The sequence below is a fragment of the Yokenella regensburgei genome, assembly GCF_003634235.1.
Taxonomy (GTDB): domain Bacteria; phylum Pseudomonadota; class Gammaproteobacteria; order Enterobacterales; family Enterobacteriaceae; genus Yokenella; species Yokenella regensburgei.
Map to the genome: position 1 here is coordinate 132,165 of NZ_RBIZ01000005.1, position 19,885 is coordinate 152,049.

Consider the following 19,885-nt stretch of genomic DNA (forward strand, 5'->3'; position numbering starts at 1 on the left):
TTCTAATGAATTCGTGTACCTTTGGGCTTCTTACTGAACAGTATTTTTACAGCAAATCATTACGACCGGCGACGGAGTGGAGCTACCAGAAAGTGGTTCGCTCATTCGAAGGATTCACATCGTTTAACCCGACTAAGATCGATCACCTGACGGTGCTAAAATGGCGTCATACGGTGCTGAATGACCAGAACTGCGCGACCCGAACGTGGAATAACAAAGTTGCCCACATGAGGGCGTTGTTTAATTTTGGTATCAAGCAGGGATTGTTGCCGCAGGCCGAAAATCCTTTTAACGGCGCGGTCGTTCGCCCGGGCACGAAAAAGAAGAAAACGCTGACACAGACGCAAATGGACGCGATGTACCGGCTGATGGAACAACATCTGGACGCTGAGACAGGGAAGGGGAACAGCAGTATGTTCAACGGTCGCAGAAATGCGCTACTCCCGGCGTGGTTCTGGCTGACGGTGGTGAATGTGTTTCGTTATACCGCCATCCGACAAAACCAGCTTCTGCATATCCGCCTGGGTGATATCAATCTTGAGGAACGGTGGATTGGCCTGAATATCGAGGGAGCGAAAAACCATCGCGAGCATCGGGTTCCGATTGTTTCGTCGTTGTATCCGTCGCTGGAGGAACTGGTGAAAAAAGCTGGTGAGGCTGGGATGGAGTCGGGTGATCAGGTATTTAATGTGGGCTGGTTTGACCTGATGAGAAAGAGTAAGTACCCGGAGGTGATGAACGAGTATCCGCTGAGAGCGTTCTTCCGGCGCTTGTCCCGTGAGTGTAAGTTTACGATCACGCCTCACAGGTTCCGCCATACGGTGGCAACACACATGATGAAATCACCAGAACGCAATTTGTACGCGGTGAAGAAACTGCTGGGTCATGTCCGCATTACATCGACGCTGGAATACATTGATGAAAGTGTTGATAGCCTTCGGGATATACTCGAAACCGAATTGATGTAGTGAGGAAGGCTTCAGGAATGGCGTCAAATACTTACATTATTTGACATTGAAAAGATTTCTTGCAAATATCAGACGCGAAAAAACAGACTTGCACCAACAAGTCTGTTTCTCAAGAGCCTTTCTTCAACAACAAGTAACAGCGTTACATCGTGTTTTTACTGGCTCGCCTTCGTGTCCGTCAGGATTGCATCTTGCAAATCTGACCAACCGGCTTTGAATAGTGGTGCCCGGACTCGGAATCGAACCAAGGACACGGGGATTTTCAATCCCCTGCTCTACCGACTGAGCTATCCGGGCAACGGGGCGAATTAAACCGTAATCAGCCCCAGTCGTCAACCAAATTTCCTTAAAAATGGTGCGTTTGCTTAACTTTGCGGCAGTTTGACCGACAATGCACCATTTTCATATCGATCAGGTCAGTGCGCCGCCCTGGCGGCACTGGGCAAAACGCAGAATATCTTCCGCCAGACGACGCGCGGTATCTACGTCGGCCTGGCTGCGTTTCACCAGCATGCGGCTTAAACACCCTTCAAGAATCAGCTCCATCTGCTTTGCGACCATCGCCGGATCGTCGATTTCGAGCTGCGTCAGCAGCTCATGGGTGCAGTCGTGGGCGGCACGTTTTTGCTGGTCCGCCAGTTGATGCACCGGATGCTCTGGATCCGGATAAAACGTACAGGCAGCAATGAACAGACAGCCCGGGTAGCGCTTGTTGCTGACGCATTCGGTCAGGGCGTTGTAACGCGCCATCAGCTTCTGCTCCACGCTCAGCTCTTCGTTCAGCAGCAGCTGGCGGCGCCAGACGTCTACCTGCTGGCTGAGAAAGCGTAGTGCGTCGTACAGCAGCGCCTCTTTATCCGGCCAGAAACGGGTTATCTCTTCGAGAGGATAATTGACGTGTTCGGCCACCATCTCAAGCGTGGTGCTGGCAATTCCTTTGGTCTCAAGTAATTGCAGGACTTCTCCCAGTACGTCTTCACGTTGCACGATGTATTCCTCCACATTTCCCACTCAAAATTGTTGTTTACTGCGGCAGTTTCTGCAAATGCGCGGCAAATGCCCCGGCGTCCATGAAACCCGTCACCCGATGCGCCGGTAGTTCTTCGCCGGCCTGATTAAAGAACAGGATGGTGGGCAGCCCCAGCACCTGCAGGTGCTTCAGCAGGGCGACATCCTGCGGCCCGTTTTTGGTGACATCGGCCTGCAGTAAAAGCGTATTTTTTAACTGCTGTTGCACGTTTGCATCGCTGAAGGTGTATTTCTCGAACTCTTTACAGGCCACGCACCAGTCGGCGTAGAGATCGAGCATTACCGGTTTCCCCTGAGCGCTGGCAAGTGCTTTATCCAGCTCTTCTGGCGTGCGGATGGTGGTGAAGTTCAGGTGCTGCTGAGCCGCGGCCTGAGGCGCGCCAAACGCCCAGTCCTGCAGCGGACGGGCGCTAATAAACGCAGCCGCCAGCAGAATGATTTGCATAAGCCGCATCCAGGGTCGGCTGACGTTGAGTGAAGTGATAAACGCCCAGGCGAAGAAGGCGACGCCAAGCATCGACCACAGTCGCAGCCCCCACGTATCCCCGAGAATGCGCTCCAGCAGGAACACCGGCAGCGCGAGAATGACAAAGCCAAAGGCGGTTTTGACGTGCGCCATCCACGGCCCGGACTTCGGCAGCAGGCGATTACCAAACACGGTGACCAGGATAAGCGGCAGGCCCATACCCAGCGCGTACAGGTATAGCGTACCGCCGCCGAGCCACAGATTACCACTCTGGGCAATATAGAGCAGAATGGCGCTCAGCGGCGCGGTGGTGCAGGGAGAGCAGATAAGCCCGGCAATGGCCCCCATCGCAAACACGCCGCCCGCAGAGCCGCCCTGCTGGCGGTTGCTCATCAGGGTCAGGCGGGTCTGCAGGGATGAAGGCAGCTGCAGCGAGAACAGGCCAAACATCGACAGCGCCAGCAGGATAAACACCACCGACAGGCCAATCAGCACATAAGGGTGCTGAAGTGCAGCCTGGAACTGTAGCCCCGCGGCGGCAACCACCAGACCAAGTGCGGTATAGGTGAGCGCCATCCCCTGCACGTAGATAAACGCCAGCAGCAGGGCGCGGCCAGTAGAGAGACGCTGCTTGCCGCCGAGCACGATGCCGGAGATCAGCGGATACATCGGCAGGACGCAGGGAGTGAAGGCGATCCCAATGCCAATCAGCAGCGCCCACAGGGCGGTGAAGGGGAGGCTGGAGTGCTCATCGCCCTTTACCCCGGTCGGAGGCGTTGCACCAGCGGGCTCCCCTGAGGAGAGAGAGGGATTTACCGTAGCTATTGCCGCCACTTCACTCAGCGGAACGGTTTTGCTCTCCGGTGGGTAGCAGAAACCGGCGTCGGCACAGCCCTGATACACCACGGTCAACGTGCCGCCTTTTGCTGCCTGAGTTACGGTCAGTGGCAGGTTCAGGCGCTGGCGGTAGATTTCGCTTTTGCCGTAAAACTCGTCTTCATGCCACTCTCCTTTTGGCAGCTGCAGAGGAGCAATACTGGCGTCTGCCGGAGTCACTTTGATCTGCTGGCGGTAGAGGTAGTAACCCTCTTTGATGTGCCAGCTCAGCGTCAAATCGTTCTGGTTTTGCTGGAAATCGAAGGCAAAGGCCTGGTCTGCCGGAACAAACGTCGAGCGCCCGGGAGCGTCAAATAGTCCGGCAAAGGCGGAAGTACTGCACAGCAGCAGAATCAGCGTAATGATGCGTTGAGCCATGAGAGGTAATCGTTATCTCCGTGGGTGACAGGCAAAGCCAGTAATTCTGGGGTCTGATAAGGGTGATGTGACTTCAGGCAGTCCAGCAGCGCCTGCTGGCACGCGATATTGGTTTTGAGGATCATCTGCACTTCATATTCCTGTTCGAGCTTCCCCTCCCAGTAGTAGAGCGACGTCGCGCCCGGCAGGATGGTGACGCAGGCGGCAAGCTTTTCAGCGAGCACTTTCGCGGCCAGATCCTGCGCGCTGGCTTCATCGGGAGCGGTACAAAGTACAACAACAACCTGAGTATTTTCGTCAGACATGGACACCTCATCAGTAAAAATGGCCAGAAAGAGAAAGGAGATACTATAACAGCGGGTGGTGAAACGGGTTAGCGGTGAGATGTAAAACTGAGCAAACGGGGCGTTTGCACGCCCCGCTGTGAGTGGTTACAGCATGACGCTGCCTAACAGGAAACCGAAGCACACGGAGAAAACAACGCCCATGGTGCCCGGGATAAAGAACGGGTGGTTAAAGACGAAACGGCCGATTCGAGTGGTACCGGTGTCATCCATCTGTACCGCCGCTACCAGCGTTGGGTAGGTTGGCAGAATGAACAGGCCAGATACCGCGGCGAAAGAAGCCACTGCGGTCAGCGGAGAGACGTTCAGCGCCAGCGCCATCGGCATCAGCGCCTTCGCGGTAGCCGCCTGAGAGTACAGCAGCGCAGACGCGAAGAAGAAGATCACCGCCAGCAGCCACGGATGACCCTGGATCACGGCACCTGCGGTTTCTTTAATCCAGTCGATGTTGGCAGATACGAAGGTATCGCCAAGCCACGCCACGCCGAGAATACAAATACAGGCGCTCATACCGGCTTTAAAGGTACTGGAGTTGAGGATGACGTCAGGTTCAACGCCGCAGAAGATGGTGGTCAGCGTCGCTACGCTCAGCATGATGATGAGGATAGCGTTAGTGGTGTTCATCAGCGGGGTGGCAACCAGGCCCAGGCTCGGGCTGTTGACGATGGCATAAATGACCACGCACACCACGCCCAGCAGGAACAGCAGTACCGACAGTTTGGCACGCGGTTTAATTTCGATCTGCTTCTCACCGCGCAGCTCAATCAGGCCTTCTTCCAGGCGCTTGAGGTACACCGGATCGTCAGACAGTTTTGAGTTAAACAGCATGGTGACCAGGAAGGACATCAGCAGCACAGCCAGCAGTGTGGACGGAATAACGACCGACAGCAGATGAATGTAGCTGACACCGTGGCCTTCCATTACGGATGACATGTAGACCACCGCTGCAGAGATAGGCGAGGCGGTAATGGCAATCTGCGCCGAGACCACCGCCGTTGAGAGCGGACGGCACGGCTTAATGCCTTGTTCTTTCGCAACTTCAGCGATAACCGGCAGCGTAGCCAGGGAGATGTTCCCGGTACCTGCGAAAATCGTCAGGAAGTAAGTCACAATCGGCGCAAGAATGGTGATGTATTTCGGGTTCCTGCGCAGCAGTTTTTCTGTTTGATTAACGAGATAGTCGAGACCGCCTGCTACTTGCATCGCAGAGATAGCGGCGATAACGGCCATGATGATGGAAATCACGTCAAAGGGAATATTCCCCGGTTTGACGCCAATGAGTGCCAGAACTAAAACCCCCAGCCCACCGGCGTAGCCGATGCCAATACCCCCTAGCCTGGCGCCCACAAATATCGCCGCTAATACGATGATAAGCTCGATGATTATCATAAACTGCTTCCTTGATTGTTGAACGTTGGATAATTAAATGTTGTGTTTTGGTATCCAATAAAAGTGAAAAAGGCATGCCATTGCTGGCATGCCTTTTTTCAGTTTAACCTGAACGACTGCTACTGTTCATTTTCATCTGTATAACGTTTTGCTTTATAGGCCGGATGCATCAGGTTTTGTGGAGAGAAGATGTCATCCAGTTCTGCTTCGGTTAACAGCCCGCGCTCCAGCACCACTTCACGCACGCTCTTACCGGTTTCGGCACAGATCTTGCCGACGATATCGCCGTTGTGGTGACCGATGAACGGGTTCAGGTAGGTGACGATACCAATCGAGTTGTAGACATAACCTTCGCAAACTTCTTTGTTCGCGGTAATGCCGTTAATGCATTTTTCGAGCAGGTTGTAGCAGGCGTTGGTCAGGATGTGGATAGACTCAAACATCGCTTCCCCAATCACCGGCTCCATTACGTTCAACTGCAGCTGACCGGCTTCAGAAGCCATGGTCACGGTAGTGTCGTTGCCGATGACTTTGAAGCAAACCTGGTTCACCACTTCTGGTACTACCGGGTTGACTTTGGCTGGCATGATGGAAGAACCGGCCTGCAGCTCTGGCAGGTTGATTTCGTTCAGACCTGCACGCGGACCGGAAGAGAGCAGACGCAGATCGTTACAGATCTTAGACAGTTTCACCGCCAGGCGTTTCAGGGCGCTGTGTACCATCACGTAGGCGCCGCAGTCAGAGGTCGCTTCGATCAGGTCTTCTGCCGGAACGACCGCCAGGTTGCTCACTTCCGCCAGTTTCTGCACCGCCAGCTGCTGATAGCCGTCCGGGGTGTTCAGACGTGTACCGATAGCGGTCGCGCCGAGGTTCACTTCGAGCAGCAGTTCGGAAGTGCGCAGCAGGTTTTTGGTTTCTTCGTTCAGCAGAACGTTAAACGCGTGGAATTCCTGACCGAGGGTCATCGGGACCGCGTCCTGCAGCTGGGTACGACCCATTTTCAGGATGTCCTGGAATTCGACCGCTTTACGCTGGAAGCCATCGCCCAGTTGGTTGATAGCATCAACCAGTTTAACGACGGAGGCGTAAACGGCGATACGGAAGCCGGTCGGGTAGGCATCGTTCGTGGACTGGCATTTGTTCACGTGGTCGTTCGGGTTCAGATATTGGTATTCACCTTTCTGATGACCCATCAGCTCCAGGCCGATGTTTGCCAGTACTTCGTTGGTGTTCATATTCACGGAAGTGCCCGCGCCGCCCTGATAGACGTCAACCGGGAACTGATCCATGCATTTTCCATTGTTCAGGACTTCGTCACATGCGGCAATAATGGCGTTCGCGATGCTCTTAGGAATGGTTTGCAGTTCCTTGTTAGCCAGCGCAGCGGCTTTCTTAACCATCACCATGCCACGTACAAACTCAGGGATATCGCTGATTTTGCTGTTGCTGATGTAGAAGTTTTCAATCGCTCTAAGAGTGTGGACACCGTAGTACGCGTCCGCTGGAACTTCCCTGGTACCCAACAAGTCTTCTTCGATACGAATGTTGTTTAACATGTGAACCTTCTTTTTCAAGCTGCCAATGATTTCACCCAATACACAGAACATCTGGGGTTATGCATATTTTCTGACCGAAGATTATTTCCTTAACCGGCCCGGTGCCCACGATCATATGCTGATGATAGCGAATTGCAGTAATCTGGATCACTTATTCAGCCCAGATTCGCATAAGAATTATTAATCTGTGAAATACGTCACCGCTTTCTGATTATTGCTAAAAATAACTCTGTCCTCTGATTGAAAACTGGCGTTTTACCCCCACTTTCCAGGTATGCGAATCGCAAACCTATACCTGCAGTGGCGCAAGCGCCGCTGCCCCTAAAGGAGAAGCCAGTGCGCTGGATACCACTTATTGCTGTTTTTTTATACGTTTACGTCGAGATCTCGATTTTTATCCAGGTCGCGCACGTGCTGGGCGTTCTGCTGACCCTGCTGCTGGTTATTTTCACGTCGATTATCGGTATGTCGCTGGTGCGTAACCAGGGCTTCAAGAATTTTGTGCTGATGCAGCAGAAAATGGCGGCGGGTGAGAACCCGGCCTCTGAGATGATCAAAAGCGTGTCTATCATCATCGCTGGCATCCTGCTGCTGTTACCGGGCTTCTTCACTGACTTCCTCGGCCTGCTTTTGTTGTTACCGCCGGTGCAAAATCACCTGACGGTGAAGCTGATGCCGCACCTGCGCTTCACCAGCATGTCGGGTGGTGGATTCAACGGCGCAGACCAGGGTGGGAACACGTTTGACGGTGAGTATCAGCGCAAAGACGACGAGCGCGATCGTCTGGATCATAAAGACGATCGTTAATGCCTTATACCCGGGGAGAAATTTTTTTTAATTCTCCCCCTTGAAGGCGGAAAAACCCATCCCCATCTCTCAGAGCACTAGCCGGAATACCGTATGCGGACCGGCGTCACCCATAACTGATAATGACTTTCTCAAAGGAGAGCTATCAATGAGTATTCGTCCGTTACATGATCGTGTGATCGTCAAACGTAAAGAAGTTGAAACCAAATCTGCTGGCGGCATCGTTCTGACCGGTTCTGCTGCAGCAAAATCAACTCGTGGCGAAATCATCGCTGTCGGTAAGGGCCGCATCCTGGAAAACGGAACCGTGCAGCCGCTGGACGTTAAAGTTGGTGACATCGTGATTTTCAACGACGGTTACGGCGTGAAATCCGAGAAGATCGACAATGAAGAAGTGTTGATCATGTCCGAAAGCGACATCCTGGCAATTGTTGAAGCGTAATTTACGCACGAAACTGTACGAATTTTGAGGAAACAAGAACATGGCAGCTAAAGACGTAAAATTCGGTAACGACGCTCGTGTGAAAATGCTGCGCGGCGTTAACGTACTGGCAGACGCAGTGAAAGTGACCCTGGGCCCGAAAGGCCGTAACGTGGTTCTGGATAAATCTTTCGGTGCGCCGACCATCACCAAAGATGGTGTTTCCGTAGCACGTGAAATCGAGCTGGAAGATAAGTTCGAAAACATGGGCGCGCAGATGGTGAAAGAAGTTGCCTCTAAAGCGAACGACGCTGCAGGCGACGGTACCACCACCGCAACCGTACTGGCACAGTCCATCATCGCTGAAGGCCTGAAAGCCGTTGCTGCGGGCATGAACCCGATGGACCTGAAACGTGGTATCGACAAAGCTGTCGTTGCTGCTGTTGAAGAACTGAAAGCGCTGTCCGTACCGTGCTCTGACTCCAAAGCCATTGCTCAGGTTGGTACCATTTCCGCTAACTCCGACGAAACCGTAGGTAAACTGATCGCTGAAGCGATGGATAAAGTCGGTAAAGAAGGCGTTATCACCGTTGAAGACGGTACCGGTCTGGAAGACGAACTGGACGTGGTTGAAGGTATGCAGTTCGACCGTGGCTACCTGTCCCCTTACTTCATCAACAAGCCAGAAACTGGTGCTGTTGAGCTGGAAAGCCCGTTCATCCTGCTGGCTGACAAAAAAATCTCCAACATCCGTGAAATGCTGCCAGTTCTGGAAGCCGTTGCGAAAGCAGGCAAGCCGCTGGTTATCATCGCGGAAGACGTTGAAGGCGAAGCGCTGGCGACGCTGGTGGTTAACACCATGCGCGGTATCGTGAAGGTTGCAGCTGTTAAAGCTCCGGGCTTTGGCGACCGTCGTAAAGCGATGCTGCAGGATATCGCGACCCTGACCGGCGGTACCGTTATCTCTGAAGAGATCGGTATGGAGCTGGAAAAAGCGACTCTGGAAGACCTGGGTCAGGCGAAACGTGTTCTGATTAACAAAGACACCACCACCATCATCGATGGCGTGGGTGAAGAAGCGGCGATTCAGGGCCGTGTTGCTCAGATCCGTAAGCAGATTGAAGAAGCAACTTCTGACTACGACCGTGAAAAACTGCAGGAGCGCGTAGCTAAACTGGCTGGCGGCGTTGCAGTTATCAAAGTTGGTGCAGCAACTGAAGTTGAAATGAAAGAGAAAAAAGCCCGCGTTGACGATGCGCTGCACGCGACCCGTGCCGCAGTAGAAGAAGGCGTGGTTGCGGGTGGTGGCGTGGCGCTGGTTCGCGTTGCCGCGAAAATCGCTGGCCTGACCGCTCAGAACGAAGACCAGAACGTGGGTATCAAAGTTGCGCTGCGCGCAATGGAAGCTCCGCTGCGTCAGATCGTTGCTAACGCCGGTGAAGAGCCGTCTGTAGTGGCGAACAACGTGAAAGCGGGCGAAGGTAACTACGGTTACAACGCCGCGACTGAAGAATACGGTAACATGATCGACATGGGTATCCTGGACCCAACTAAAGTGACTCGTTCTGCTCTGCAGTACGCCGCTTCTGTTGCTGGCCTGATGATCACCACCGAGTGCATGGTAACCGACCTGCCTAAAGGCGATGCTCCTGACTTAGGTGCTGCCGGTGGTATGGGCGGCATGGGCGGCATGGGCGGCATGATGTAATCGTGCGCTATACCGCATAGAAATAAAGAAACCCCCGGGCAGAGATGTCCGGGGGTTTTTCTTTTCGTCATCTTTTTAGTATAACGTTCACACGGACAAGTGTGTCCAGCACAGTGATAACGAGGAATAACATGCGCGTAAAAGTCTCTGCAGGGATCGTCGGTGCAGCATTGCTGCTGGCAGGTTGCAGCTCTACAACCGAGCTGTCCGCAGGCGGACAGAATGTTCGCTTCGTAGAAGAAAAACCCGCAGCGCAGTGCCAGCTGTTAGGTACTGCGAGCGGTACACAAGGTAACTGGCTCTCTGGCCAGCATGGCGAAGAGGGTGGTTCCATGCGTGGCGCGGCGAATGCGCTGCGTAACCAGGCGGCAGCCATGGGCGGCAACGTGATTTATGGCGTCAGCAGCCCAACGCAGGGCATGCTCTCAAGCTTTGTCCCGACCGACAGCGAAATGGTGGGTCAGGTCTATAAGTGCCCGAACTGATGCACTACTGCTGATATCATGCGCCCTCGTTCAGGGGGCGCAGGAAGAACAAAGCTATCGCGGATTGCGCGAAACCTGCCGCTGCAGCTGATGTACGGCTTCCAGACATTGCTCTCGTGAGAGCATCTCCTGATGTGTAACTTTCATTTCCCGGATATATACCTGGCAGGGGCGTCCTTTGAGCTTCCCGAGCCGTGGGCTGAAATTCATTAACCGGCGTGAAATCGCTTTGGTTTCTTCAGATTCCGACGGGCTACGGGTTTTAATAACGGCTCCGCTGGTTTGTATATCACCGGCGTCGTCGCTGTAACGGTAAACCAGCGTGAGATAGCGGGTAAATAAGCGGTGTTTCCACGTGGGTTGATCGTAGCTGTCGTATTCCAGCGAACCGGCTGACCGACATTCGATATCATACAGTGGCAGAAAATCCAGTAAGGAAGAAAGGCGAAGCGCCAGTTCGTGCATTCCGGCATTATTTATCGCCTGAATCATTGCGATGATTAATACCTCAATCTGATTCTCCTCAACCCGTATTTCAACGACGCGCCCATTGTTCAGCGTAAAGGTGAACAGCAGATGAGTGGATTCGCTGGCAACGAGTGTAACAGCAGCAACACGTCGCTGAATATCGGCGTGGCTCAGCTCTTCTGCGGTAATGGCAGGAACGTGAGCGCGCAGTTTTTTGGCTTCACGCCGCTTGTCGTGCAGGCGTTGTTCTTGCGCGGTGGGTGACTCCGCTGCATGCTGCCAGAGGCGGTACTCCAGGGCAATGAGGAGATCTCTTAGAACCAGTGCCGGAAGGAAAAAAGACGCCTCTTTATTCTGTTGGTGTTTAATTTTGAGCGCAAGAGCCAGAAAATGATTACCGTGACAAATAACACCGGTGTTGATCCCTTTTATCAATAATGACATGTAATACTCCCTGAACATTACTTTATTAAATAATGTAGGTGTTATATATGGATTGAGATTATAAATTGGTAATGAATAACGGATTGGTAAAATAACACATCATGTATTAATGCCAAATAAAATTATGGCTAAGATATTTATCTTAGCCATGAATATATTAATGCCTTTTAATTTGTTTACTTGTTATTGCTGGCGAAGCATAAGATCCAGCGGTGTCTTGCTCGGCTCGCCGCCAATTTCTCGCGCCAGTCTCGGAACCAGATAGCCGGAAATCAGCGTCAGCAATTCCCGGACAATGGTGCGGGCCTCATCGTCGGACACAAGGAAATGCGCCGCACCCTGGACTTTATCCAGCACGTGCAGGTAATAGGGCATTACGCCGGCATCAAATAAGGCATTACTGAGGTCGGCGAGGGTCTGCGCGTTATCGTTCACCCCGCGCAGCAGCACGCTCTGGTTCAGCAGCGTCACGTTAGCCTGCCGCAAGCGCTGCATCGCGTTGCGGAAGTCCTCGTCAATCTCATTGGCGTGGTTGATATGATTAACCAGCAGGATCTGCAGCCTTGAACGGGCAAAACGCGACGCCAGCGTATCCGTGATGCGCGCCGGAATGACAATGGGCAGACGCGAGTGGATACGTAAACGTTTAACGTGTTCGATGGATTCCAGCTCGCTTATCAGCCAGTCCAGCTCATGGTCTTTCGCCATCAGCGGGTCGCCACCGGAAAAAATGATCTCATCAAGCTCCGGATGAGCACGAACGTACTCCATCGCGCTTTGCCAGTTGCGTTTATTGCCCTGGTTTTCGCTGTACGGAAAGTGACGGCGGAAGCAATAACGACAATTTACCGCACATCCGCCTTTGACCAGCAGCAGAGCGCGGTTGCGGTATTTGTGCAGCAATCCTGGCACCACGCTGTGCTGTTCTTCCAGCGGGTCTGTCGAGAATCCGGGGGCGGCGATGAACTCTTCTTGCGAGGTAAGCACCTGACGTAAAAGAGGATCGTTGGGATTGCCTTTTTCCATTCGTGCGACAAACGCACGCGGAACGCGCAGCGGGAAAAGGCGTTTTGCCTCCCGGCCAGCGAGCAAATTTTCATCAGCGTCTATATTCAGAAGACGCAATAGTTCATCCGGTTCGGTGAGAACATCGGCAAGTTGCACTAACCAATCTTCTCTGGATGGGGTATTTAGGGTTACAATATGCGCCATTTTGTGGCTTAGCTACCATTTTACAATTTCAGAGGGCCTTATGGCGACTTACTATAGCAACGATTTTCGTGCTGGTCTTAAAATCATGATGGACGGCGAACCGTACGCGGTTGAAGCCAGTGAATTCGTTAAACCTGGTAAAGGCCAGGCATTCGCACGCGTTAAGCTGCGTCGCCTGCTGACCGGTACTCGCGTCGAGAAAACCTTCAAGTCTACCGACTCCGCTGAAGGCGCAGACGTTGTAGATATGAACCTGACCTTCCTGTACAACGACGGCGAATTCTACCACTTCATGAACAACGAAACTTTCGAGCAGCTGGCTGCTGATGAGAAAGCCGTTGGTGATAACGCGAAATGGCTGCTGGATCAGGCTGAGTGCATCGTGACCCTGTGGAACGGTCAGCCTATCTCCGTGACTCCGCCGAACTTCGTTGAGCTGGAAATCGTTGAAACCGACCCAGGCCTGAAAGGTGATACCGCAGGTACCGGTGGTAAACCAGCGACCCTGAGCACCGGTGCTGTGGTTAAAGTTCCGCTGTTCGTACAGATCGGTGAAGTCATCAAAGTTGACACCCGCTCTGGTGAATACGTTTCTCGCGTGAAGTAATCCCCGCTTTATGTGATGCTTACCAGGCGCGGCAGTCCTGCTGCGCCTGTTCTTAAAAATCCCGCCTTTCCTACTTCCTTCCCGGATTTTGTCTATGCTTAAAAAGCTATACACAAATATCACTGGCAAAATAAGGAAGATAGTATGATTAAGAAAACAATTGCGGCGATCTTTTCTGTACTGGTGCTTTCTTCAGTGCTGACAGCGTGTAATACCACTCGTGGTGTCGGTCAGGATATTTCTGAAGGTGGTAGCGTAATTTCTGGTGCAGCGACAAAAGCGCAGCAGTAATTGCGACATCGACGGTGCGGCAATAAGGCCGTGCCGTTATCCGGCTTTATCGGTCACGGCTAAAAATGGGGAGAAACGATTTTCCATTTTCAGTTTCAGGCGGATATTTCTTTTGTAGGTGTATACCGTTTTACCGTTGATATTCATCAGGCGGGCGATGGTGTTATGGTTTGTCCCCTCCATCCACAGTGACAGCACTTTCTCTTCCTGGCGGGTTAGCAGCGGTGTGACAATGCGGTGATGATTCGCCCCCGGGCTTGAGCGGAATGCAGCGTCGATAACGTTAGCAAGGTCCGCCAGCGCGATATTTTTGTTGAGTTGCGCCCAGGCGTTATCGTGCATTTCTTCGCCCGCAGGCAGATGCTCCTGAAAGAGGATCAGGCGTGCCCGAGGCCAGGCGTGGCTCAGAATGGAGACGAGCCAGGGGAGCTGTTGCAATTCGGTGGTGAATCCACAGAGGTCGGCAATAATCACATGCGGTTGCCACATTTCGATGTGTTCTTTTGCCGACAACAGACTGCTGAGGCTGGTGACGGATACTGCAGATGCGAACAAATCGACCTGTCTGAGCCAGGACTCCAGCCCACATCGGCTGAAATGGCAACGGTCAATAATGAGAGTTTTATACATGATGCTTTCGTCATGAAATGAGCGTGACTAGCGCGCTAAACTTTCATCATAAAGAAGCCATAAAGCGAATGAAGGCGCGATGTGAGCCGCTAAACGGGCTTATTTCGCGGAATAAAAATAGCTAACGGGTGACTTAAGTCAAACGTCTTGAATCTGCTGACCCTTTGAGTAGAATAACTTTTCCAAAGACCTTACGGGACGACCTGTAAGCGTATCACTCACCGGGGACGGCCCCACACTGGAGTCCGTATGTCCTGGTTAATCTTAGTTGTTGCTGGTCTTCTTGAAGTCGTCTGGGCCGTTGGCCTGAAATACACCCATGGTTTTAGCCGTCTGGTCCCAAGCGTAATTACTGCGGTCGCGATGATTGCGAGCGTTGCGTTGCTCTCCTGGGCGATGAAAAGCCTGCCCGTTGGCACCGCGTATGCGGTGTGGACAGGTATCGGTGCCGTTGGGGCTGCCATCACCGGGATCCTGCTGTTGGGTGAGTCCGCGAGCGTCGCGCGTATCGCAAGCCTGGCGCTGATCGTCGCCGGCATCATTGGCCTGAAGCTCAGCACGCACTAACGCGTCTGTTTCACCCAAATTAGCTTACTGACGTCAAACCCCTGCCGGGTCGCGCTTGCCAGTAGCACCTGCTTCATTTCTGCGGAAATGGTCGGTGTGCGGGCAAGGATCCACAGATAGTCGCGATCCGGCCCACAGACCAGCGCATGCTGGTAGTTTTTATCCAGCCCAATCACGTTATACCCGCCGTAGAAGGGGCCGATAAACGACACCTTAAGGGCGGCAACGTTTGTTGAACCGGTGAAGTACGCAACTCCATCCGTTTTTTGCCACATGCCACGATCGGGGTTATAGCCCTTATTCAGCACGTTCAGACCGCCATCATCACGCAGGCTGTAGGTGGCGGTGACGTTTTCAAGGCCGCTTTCAAAACTGTGGTCGAGACGGGCTATTTCATACCAGGTGCCGAGGTAGCGTTGTGTGTTGAACGGCGTAACGACGGTGACGCCAGCGGGGGGAATTGGGGAACTGCAGGCCGCCAGCAATAACGCAGCAACCACCATAGCAATACCAGGCATCAGACGCATGATATCTTCCTTGCAGGGTTTTAAGCTAAGTGTAGAGCGTGGCAGGAAAAAAACAGGGGACTTGCGAAAAAAAGCCCTCTTAGCCGTGCGGCTAAGAGGGCTTCTGCATTACAGGAAGATAACGCCGACCAGCGTGACGACCGTCAGGATAGCCGCCAGGCCGTAGAATACCCACTTACCGTTAGGAACGTGGATTTTCAGGTCATGCATCGCGTGGTGGATACGGTGTAAGCCGCACCACAACGGCAGCACGATCATCAGGAAGATGAACACACGGCCAATAAAGCTCTGGGCAAATGCCAGCACGCGGTCATAGCCCAGCGCATCGCCCGGGAAAAGTCCCAGCGGTAGCAAAATACCTACCAGCAGCACAATCACCGGTGCAATGATGGCTCCCCACATGCCGCCCGCGCCAAACATCCCCCAGAATACGGGTTCATCCGAACGCTTTGGATTTGGATTGATCACTTTGGCCTCCTTACCAGAACAGCGCGACAAACAGGATGACAACGGTCACAACGATCGTGACAGCCCACAGCCCTTTAATGACAGGGCCGGCACCCATTTTCTCGCCTTTAACAATAATGTTTGCGGCTTTCGGCGCCAGTTCGAACCAGGTTTTGGTATGCAGCAGCGCACCTGCAAGGGTGATGAGGTTCAGGATAACCACCACCGGGTTTTGCAGAAAACCGACGAAGCCAGTCCAGGACTCCGGACCATGCTTCAGGGCAAACAGACCGTAAATCAGCAGCAGACTGAACCAGACTGTTGGCACCGCCGTGCCTTCACGCAGCATATAGAAGCGATAGAAAGGCAGACTCTTCCACCAGGTAGCCGGCATTGGCCGTACATACGCTTTGCGTTTAGTCGTCATAGTGCACTCCTTAGCGTGGTTTCAGGGTAGCGATAAGAAAGTCTTTCGAACTTTCGACTTTACCCTGCTGAATGGCGGCAGCCGGATCGACGTGTTTCGGGCATACCTCAGAGCAGAAGCCCACAAAGGTACAGCTCCACACGCCGTTCTGACCGTTAAGCTGCGCCATACGCTCCTTCTTACCGTGGTCGCGGTTGTCTTCGTTGTAACGATGCGCCAGGGTAATGGCCGCCGGGCCGATAAACTCAGGATTAAGACCAAACTGCGGGCAGGCGGCGTAGCACAGACCGCAGTTAATGCAGCCGGAGAACTGGTGATACTTCGCCATCTGCGCCGGGGTCTGGATGTTCGGACCCTGATCCGGTGTACGCGGGTTGCCGATGATGTACGGCTTAATCGCTTCCAGACTTTCGATAAAGTGGGTCATGTCGACCACCAGATCGCGTTCGATCGGGAAATTACCCAGCGCCTCAACCTTGAGGCCGTTGGTGTAATCGCGCAGGAAGGTCTTACAGGCGAGCTTAGGCACTTTGTTGACCATCATGCCGCAGGAGCCGCAGATAGCCATACGGCACGACCAGCGATAGCTCAGGTCCGGAGCCAGGTTATCTTTGATGTAGCCCAGGGCATCCAGCAGTGAGGTTTGCTCATCGTAAGGGACTTCATAGAAAGCGCTGTGCGGTGCGGAGTCCACTTCCGGGTTGTAGCGCACAATCTCAACTTTCAGGTTTTTCATCTCAGCCATTGGCCTTCTCCTTCTTCTCGGCCGCTTCCGCTTCAGCACCGTACACGCGTTTTGCTGGCGGCAGGGTGGTGATCTTCACGTCGCTGTAGTCGAGGCGAAGCGAACCATCTGCGTTGTGGAAGGCGAGGGTGTGCTTCAGGAAATTGACGTCGTCACGCTCGGTGCAGCCTTCGTCCAGGCGCTGGTGCGCCCCACGGGACTCTTTACGCGCCATGGCGGAGTGCGCCATACATTCGGCAACGTTCAGGCCGTGACCCAGTTCAATGGTGTACAGCAGGTCGGTGTTGAAGACGCTGGAAGTGTCGGTGATGCGTACGCGCTTGAAGCGTTCCTGCAGCTCTGCCAGCTTGTCGATGGTTTTCTGCATCAGCTCCGGCGTACGATAGATACCGCAGCCTTCTTCCATAGAAAGACCCATTTCGTCGCGGATCTTCGACCAGTTTTCGTTACCTTCCTGATTCACCAGCGCTTTCAGGCGGTTTTCAACGTCAACGACCTGCGCGTCGAGGGCCGCGCTGTTGGCTTCCCCGGCAACGGAGGCGCGCTCCATGGCTTGTTCACCCGCCATGCGGCCGAAGACCACCAGTTCTGCCAGTGAGTTAGAGCCGAGGCGGTTAGCACCGTGCAGACCAACGGATGAACACTCACCCACGGCGAACAGCCCTTTAATGCGGGTTTCGCAATGCTGATCGGTTTCGATACCGCCCATGGTGTAGTGCGCGGTCGGACGTACCGGAATCGGCTCTTTCACCGGATCCACGCCGACGTAGGCTTTTGCCAGTTCGCAGATGAACGGCAGACGCTCAAGCAGCTTCTTCTCGCCCAGGTGACGCAGGTCGAGGTAGACCACGTCGCCGCGCGGGGTCGGGATGGTGTTGCCTTTGCGCCACTCGTGCCAGAAGGCCTGGGATACTTTGTCGCGCGGACCAAGTTCCATGTATTTGTTCTTCGGCTCGCCAAGCGGCGTTTCCGGGCCCATACCGTAATCCTGCAGATAGCGGTAGCCGTTTTTGTTGACCAGAATACCGCCTTCACCACGGCAGCCTTCGGTCATCAGAATGCCGGAACCCGGCAGGCCGGTTGGGTGGTACTGAACGAATTCCATATCGCGCAGCGGCACGCCGTGGCTGAGCGCCATGCCCATGCCGTCGCCGGTCACGATACCGCCGTTGGTGTTATAGCGATATACGCGGCCAGCGCCGCCGGTGGCCATTACCACCGCGTTGGCGCGGATTTGTACCAGCGTCCCTTCCATCATGTTCATGGCGACAAGGCCGCGGGCCTGGCCGTCATCGACCAGAATGTCGAGGACAAAATGTTCGTCAAAACGTTGGATCTGTGGAAACTGGAGTGATGTCTGGAACAGCGTGTGCAGCATGTGGAAGCCGGTTTTATCGGCGGCAAACCACGTACGTTCGATTTTCATCCCCCCGAAGCGACGCACGTTGACGCTACCGTCAGGACGACGGCTCCACGGGCAACCCCATTGCTCAAGCTGGGTCATTTCCGTCGGGCAATGATGCACGAAATAATCTACAACATCCTGTTCACAGAGCCAGTCGCCACCGGCAACGGTATCGTGAAAATGATACTCAAAGCTATCGTGATCCTGCGCGACGGCGGCAGATCCACCTTCGGCTGCGACGGTATGGCTGCGCATGGGATAGACTTTAGAGATCAGGGCGATTTTGGCGTTGGGATTAGCCTGCGCTGCCGCGATGGCTGCACGTAATCCAGCTCCGCCGGCGCCTATAATGGCAAGATCGGCTTGAAAGGTTTGCACGACATTCCTCCAGTTTATTGTTTTTTCGCAATGCGCCTCATCAAGCGTAGTTGACGACTAAGGCGTTACCATGGCGAAAGCGTTTCCACTGCTCCTTTATGGGTAAAACAGTATAACCTTTGGGAAAGAGGGGAAAATTGATGTGTTCGATTATTTTGCGGTTACGTCACGTTATTTATCACCCTAATTGATGAATCGTGTCACGGATTGATATCAGGGAATGTGCTGAGAAAATTTTCTGTGCAAAATTTGTCTGTCCGGACGGTTGCGAGTAGACTTCGTGCCCTTGTTTCAATTCGGAGAAATTACCATGAGCGAAACGGCAACCTGGCAGCCGAGCGCATCCATTCCTAACCTGCTAAAACGCGCCGCCGTGATGGCGGAAATCCGCCGCTTCTTTGCGGATCGCGGGGTACTGGAGGTGGAGACGCCATGCATGAGTCAGGCAACGGTCACCGATATCAACCTGGTTCCGTTTGAGACCCGTTTCGTTGGCCCCGGCCATTCTCAGGGGATGAATCTGTACCTGATGACCAGCCCGGAATATCACATGAAGCGCCTGCTGGCTGCGGGCTGTGGCCCGGTATACCAGCTGTGCCGTAGTTTCCGTAATGAAGAGATGGGTCGCCATCACAATCCGGAATTCACCATGCTGGAGTGGTACCGTCCGCACTTCGACATGTATCGCCTGATTAACGAAGTGGATGATTTCCTGCAGCAGGTGCTGGAGTGCCAGCCGGCAGAGAGCCTCTCCTATCAGCAGGCGTTCCAGCGCCATCTGGAAATTGACCCTCTGTCCGCGGATAAAGAACAGCTGCGTGAAGTGGCGGCTAAGCTCGACCTGAGCAACATTGCCGATACCGAAGAAGACCGCGACACGCTGCTGCAGATGCTGTTTGCGTTCGGCGTTGAGCCACACATTGGCAAAGACCGTCCGGTCTGCGTGTATCACTTCCCGGCAAGCCAGGCGTCTCTGGCGCAGATCAGCACTGAAGATCACCGGGTTGCGGAGCGTTTTGAGGTTTACTACAAAGGTATTGAGCTGGCGAACGGTTTCCACGAGCTGACCGATGCCCGTGAACAGCAGCAGCGTTTTGACCAGGATAACCGCAAGCGCGCCGCTCGTGGCCTGCCGCAGCAGCCGATTGATACCAACCTTCTGGAAGCATTAAAAGCAGGGCTGCCGGATTGCTCTGGCGTGGCGTTAGGTGTGGATCGTGTGATCATGCTGGCGCTGGGGGCGGAAAGCCTGGCTGAAGTGATCGCCTTTACGGTCGATCGCGCTTAACCCCTCGCGTTAACCCTCTCCC

Annotated in this window: 22 protein-coding genes and 1 tRNA gene; 9 read left to right on the forward strand and 14 right to left on the reverse strand. The window is 53.8% G+C overall.

Annotation, left to right across the window (positions count from 1 at the left end):
* Window positions 1-5: 5 nt before the first annotated feature.
* On the forward strand, window positions 6-968 hold the full coding sequence (locus C7387_RS15710) for a tyrosine-type recombinase/integrase (RefSeq protein ID WP_120817053.1): 963 nt from the start codon (window positions 6-8) through the stop codon (window positions 966-968).
* A gap of 221 nt (window positions 969-1,189) precedes the next feature.
* On the opposite strand, the gene C7387_RS15715 is transcribed toward C7387_RS15710, so the two are convergent.
* The 6 genes from C7387_RS15715 to aspA all read right to left on the reverse strand — a co-directional run bounded on the left by C7387_RS15715 (window position 1,190) and on the right by aspA (window position 7,006).
* A tRNA-Phe gene (locus C7387_RS15715) sits at window positions 1,190-1,265 on the reverse strand.
* Window positions 1,266-1,379: 114 nt separating this feature from the next.
* Entirely contained in the window at window positions 1,380-1,955 is a 576-nt protein-coding gene (locus C7387_RS15720) for a transcriptional regulator (RefSeq protein WP_038252715.1), read from the reverse strand.
* A gap of 37 nt (window positions 1,956-1,992) precedes the next feature.
* Window positions 1,993-3,717 (reverse strand): protein-disulfide reductase DsbD, encoded by a 1,725-nt coding sequence (locus C7387_RS15725; RefSeq protein WP_120817054.1) that lies wholly within the window; start codon window positions 3,715-3,717, stop codon window positions 1,993-1,995.
* Entirely contained in the window at window positions 3,693-4,022 is a 330-nt protein-coding gene (cutA, locus tag C7387_RS15730) for a divalent cation tolerance protein CutA (protein ID WP_006816761.1), read from the reverse strand. Before cutA ends, C7387_RS15725 begins: the two co-directional genes overlap by 25 nt.
* A 126-nt stretch (window positions 4,023-4,148) precedes the next feature.
* The gene (locus tag C7387_RS15735; RefSeq protein WP_006816762.1) at window positions 4,149-5,450 is read right to left on the reverse strand and encodes an anaerobic C4-dicarboxylate transporter; all 1,302 of its coding nucleotides are present in this window, start codon (window positions 5,448-5,450) and stop codon (window positions 4,149-4,151) included.
* Window positions 5,451-5,569: 119 nt separating this feature from the next.
* Window positions 5,570-7,006 (reverse strand): aspartate ammonia-lyase, encoded by a 1,437-nt coding sequence (gene aspA / locus C7387_RS15740; RefSeq protein ID WP_038252869.1) that lies wholly within the window; start codon window positions 7,004-7,006, stop codon window positions 5,570-5,572.
* A 336-nt stretch (window positions 7,007-7,342) separates the two neighbouring features.
* Here aspA and C7387_RS15750 point away from each other — a divergent pair, with 336 nt between their 5' ends.
* From C7387_RS15750 to C7387_RS15765, 4 genes are all read left to right on the forward strand, one after another.
* Entirely contained in the window at window positions 7,343-7,813 is a 471-nt protein-coding gene (locus C7387_RS15750) for an FxsA family protein (RefSeq protein ID WP_038252708.1), read from the forward strand.
* 148 nt (window positions 7,814-7,961) lie between these two features.
* Window positions 7,962-8,255, forward strand: coding sequence for a co-chaperone GroES (locus C7387_RS15755; RefSeq protein WP_003855929.1), 294 nt, complete (start codon window positions 7,962-7,964; stop codon window positions 8,253-8,255).
* Window positions 8,256-8,295: 40 nt separating this feature from the next.
* On the forward strand, window positions 8,296-9,942 hold the full coding sequence (gene groL / locus C7387_RS15760; RefSeq protein WP_006816766.1) for a chaperonin GroEL: 1,647 nt from the start codon (window positions 8,296-8,298) through the stop codon (window positions 9,940-9,942).
* 131 nt (window positions 9,943-10,073) lie between these two features.
* A complete protein-coding gene (locus C7387_RS15765; protein WP_006816767.1) occupies window positions 10,074-10,427 on the forward strand; it encodes a DUF4156 domain-containing protein in 354 nt (117 codons plus the stop codon).
* 54 nt (window positions 10,428-10,481) lie between these two features.
* Here the strand turns inward: C7387_RS15765 and yjeJ are convergent, their stop codons facing one another.
* Both yjeJ and epmB read right to left on the reverse strand, forming a co-directional pair.
* Window positions 10,482-11,339 (reverse strand): YjeJ family protein, encoded by an 858-nt coding sequence (yjeJ, locus tag C7387_RS15770; RefSeq protein ID WP_166791118.1) that lies wholly within the window; start codon window positions 11,337-11,339, stop codon window positions 10,482-10,484.
* A gap of 183 nt (window positions 11,340-11,522) precedes the next feature.
* Window positions 11,523-12,551, reverse strand: a complete 1,029-nt coding sequence (gene epmB / locus C7387_RS15775; RefSeq protein WP_120817056.1) for an EF-P beta-lysylation protein EpmB — start codon at window positions 12,549-12,551, stop codon at window positions 11,523-11,525.
* 40 nt (window positions 12,552-12,591) lie between these two features.
* On the opposite strand from epmB, the gene efp reads away from it, so the two are divergent.
* Together efp and ecnB are read left to right on the forward strand one after the other, a co-directional pair.
* Window positions 12,592-13,158 carry an elongation factor P gene (gene efp / locus C7387_RS15780; RefSeq protein ID WP_006816771.1) on the forward strand — a complete coding sequence of 189 codons (567 nt, stop codon included), beginning with the start codon at window positions 12,592-12,594 and terminating at the stop codon, window positions 13,156-13,158.
* Between the two features lie 144 nt (window positions 13,159-13,302).
* Window positions 13,303-13,449 (forward strand): lipoprotein toxin entericidin B, encoded by a 147-nt coding sequence (gene ecnB / locus C7387_RS15785; protein ID WP_006816772.1) that lies wholly within the window; start codon window positions 13,303-13,305, stop codon window positions 13,447-13,449.
* Window positions 13,450-13,485: 36 nt separating this feature from the next.
* Here ecnB and C7387_RS15790 read toward each other — a convergent pair whose 3' ends face one another.
* Complete coding sequence (locus C7387_RS15790; RefSeq protein ID WP_006816773.1) at window positions 13,486-14,079, reverse strand: LuxR C-terminal-related transcriptional regulator; 594 nt, start codon at window positions 14,077-14,079, stop codon at window positions 13,486-13,488.
* A gap of 249 nt (window positions 14,080-14,328) precedes the next feature.
* Between C7387_RS15790 and sugE the strand changes: the two genes are divergently transcribed.
* Window positions 14,329-14,646, forward strand: a complete 318-nt coding sequence (gene sugE, locus C7387_RS15795; protein WP_006816774.1) for a quaternary ammonium compound efflux SMR transporter SugE — start codon at window positions 14,329-14,331, stop codon at window positions 14,644-14,646.
* Here sugE and C7387_RS15800 read toward each other — a convergent pair.
* The 5 genes from C7387_RS15800 to frdA form a co-directional block, all read right to left on the reverse strand.
* A complete protein-coding gene (locus C7387_RS15800; protein WP_038252697.1) occupies window positions 14,643-15,173 on the reverse strand; it encodes a lipocalin family protein in 531 nt (176 codons plus the stop codon). The genes sugE and C7387_RS15800 overlap by 4 nt on opposite strands.
* A 108-nt stretch (window positions 15,174-15,281) precedes the next feature.
* The gene (gene frdD / locus C7387_RS15805) at window positions 15,282-15,641 is read right to left on the reverse strand and encodes a fumarate reductase subunit FrdD (RefSeq protein WP_038252695.1); all 360 of its coding nucleotides are present in this window, start codon (window positions 15,639-15,641) and stop codon (window positions 15,282-15,284) included.
* Between the two features lie 10 nt (window positions 15,642-15,651).
* The gene (frdC, locus tag C7387_RS15810; RefSeq protein ID WP_038252691.1) at window positions 15,652-16,047 is read right to left on the reverse strand and encodes a fumarate reductase subunit FrdC; all 396 of its coding nucleotides are present in this window, start codon (window positions 16,045-16,047) and stop codon (window positions 15,652-15,654) included.
* A gap of 10 nt (window positions 16,048-16,057) precedes the next feature.
* Window positions 16,058-16,792 carry a succinate dehydrogenase/fumarate reductase iron-sulfur subunit gene (locus C7387_RS15815; RefSeq protein ID WP_006816778.1) on the reverse strand — a complete coding sequence of 245 codons (735 nt, stop codon included), beginning with the start codon at window positions 16,790-16,792 and terminating at the stop codon, window positions 16,058-16,060.
* A complete protein-coding gene (gene frdA, locus C7387_RS15820; RefSeq protein ID WP_006816779.1) occupies window positions 16,785-18,575 on the reverse strand; it encodes a fumarate reductase (quinol) flavoprotein subunit in 1,791 nt (596 codons plus the stop codon). Before frdA ends, C7387_RS15815 begins: the two co-directional genes overlap by 8 nt.
* Window positions 18,576-18,885: 310 nt before the next feature.
* On the opposite strand from frdA, the gene epmA reads away from it, so the two are divergent.
* Entirely contained in the window at window positions 18,886-19,863 is a 978-nt protein-coding gene (gene epmA, locus C7387_RS15825; RefSeq protein WP_006816780.1) for an elongation factor P--(R)-beta-lysine ligase, read from the forward strand.
* The last annotated feature ends 22 nt before the right edge of the window (window positions 19,864-19,885 follow it).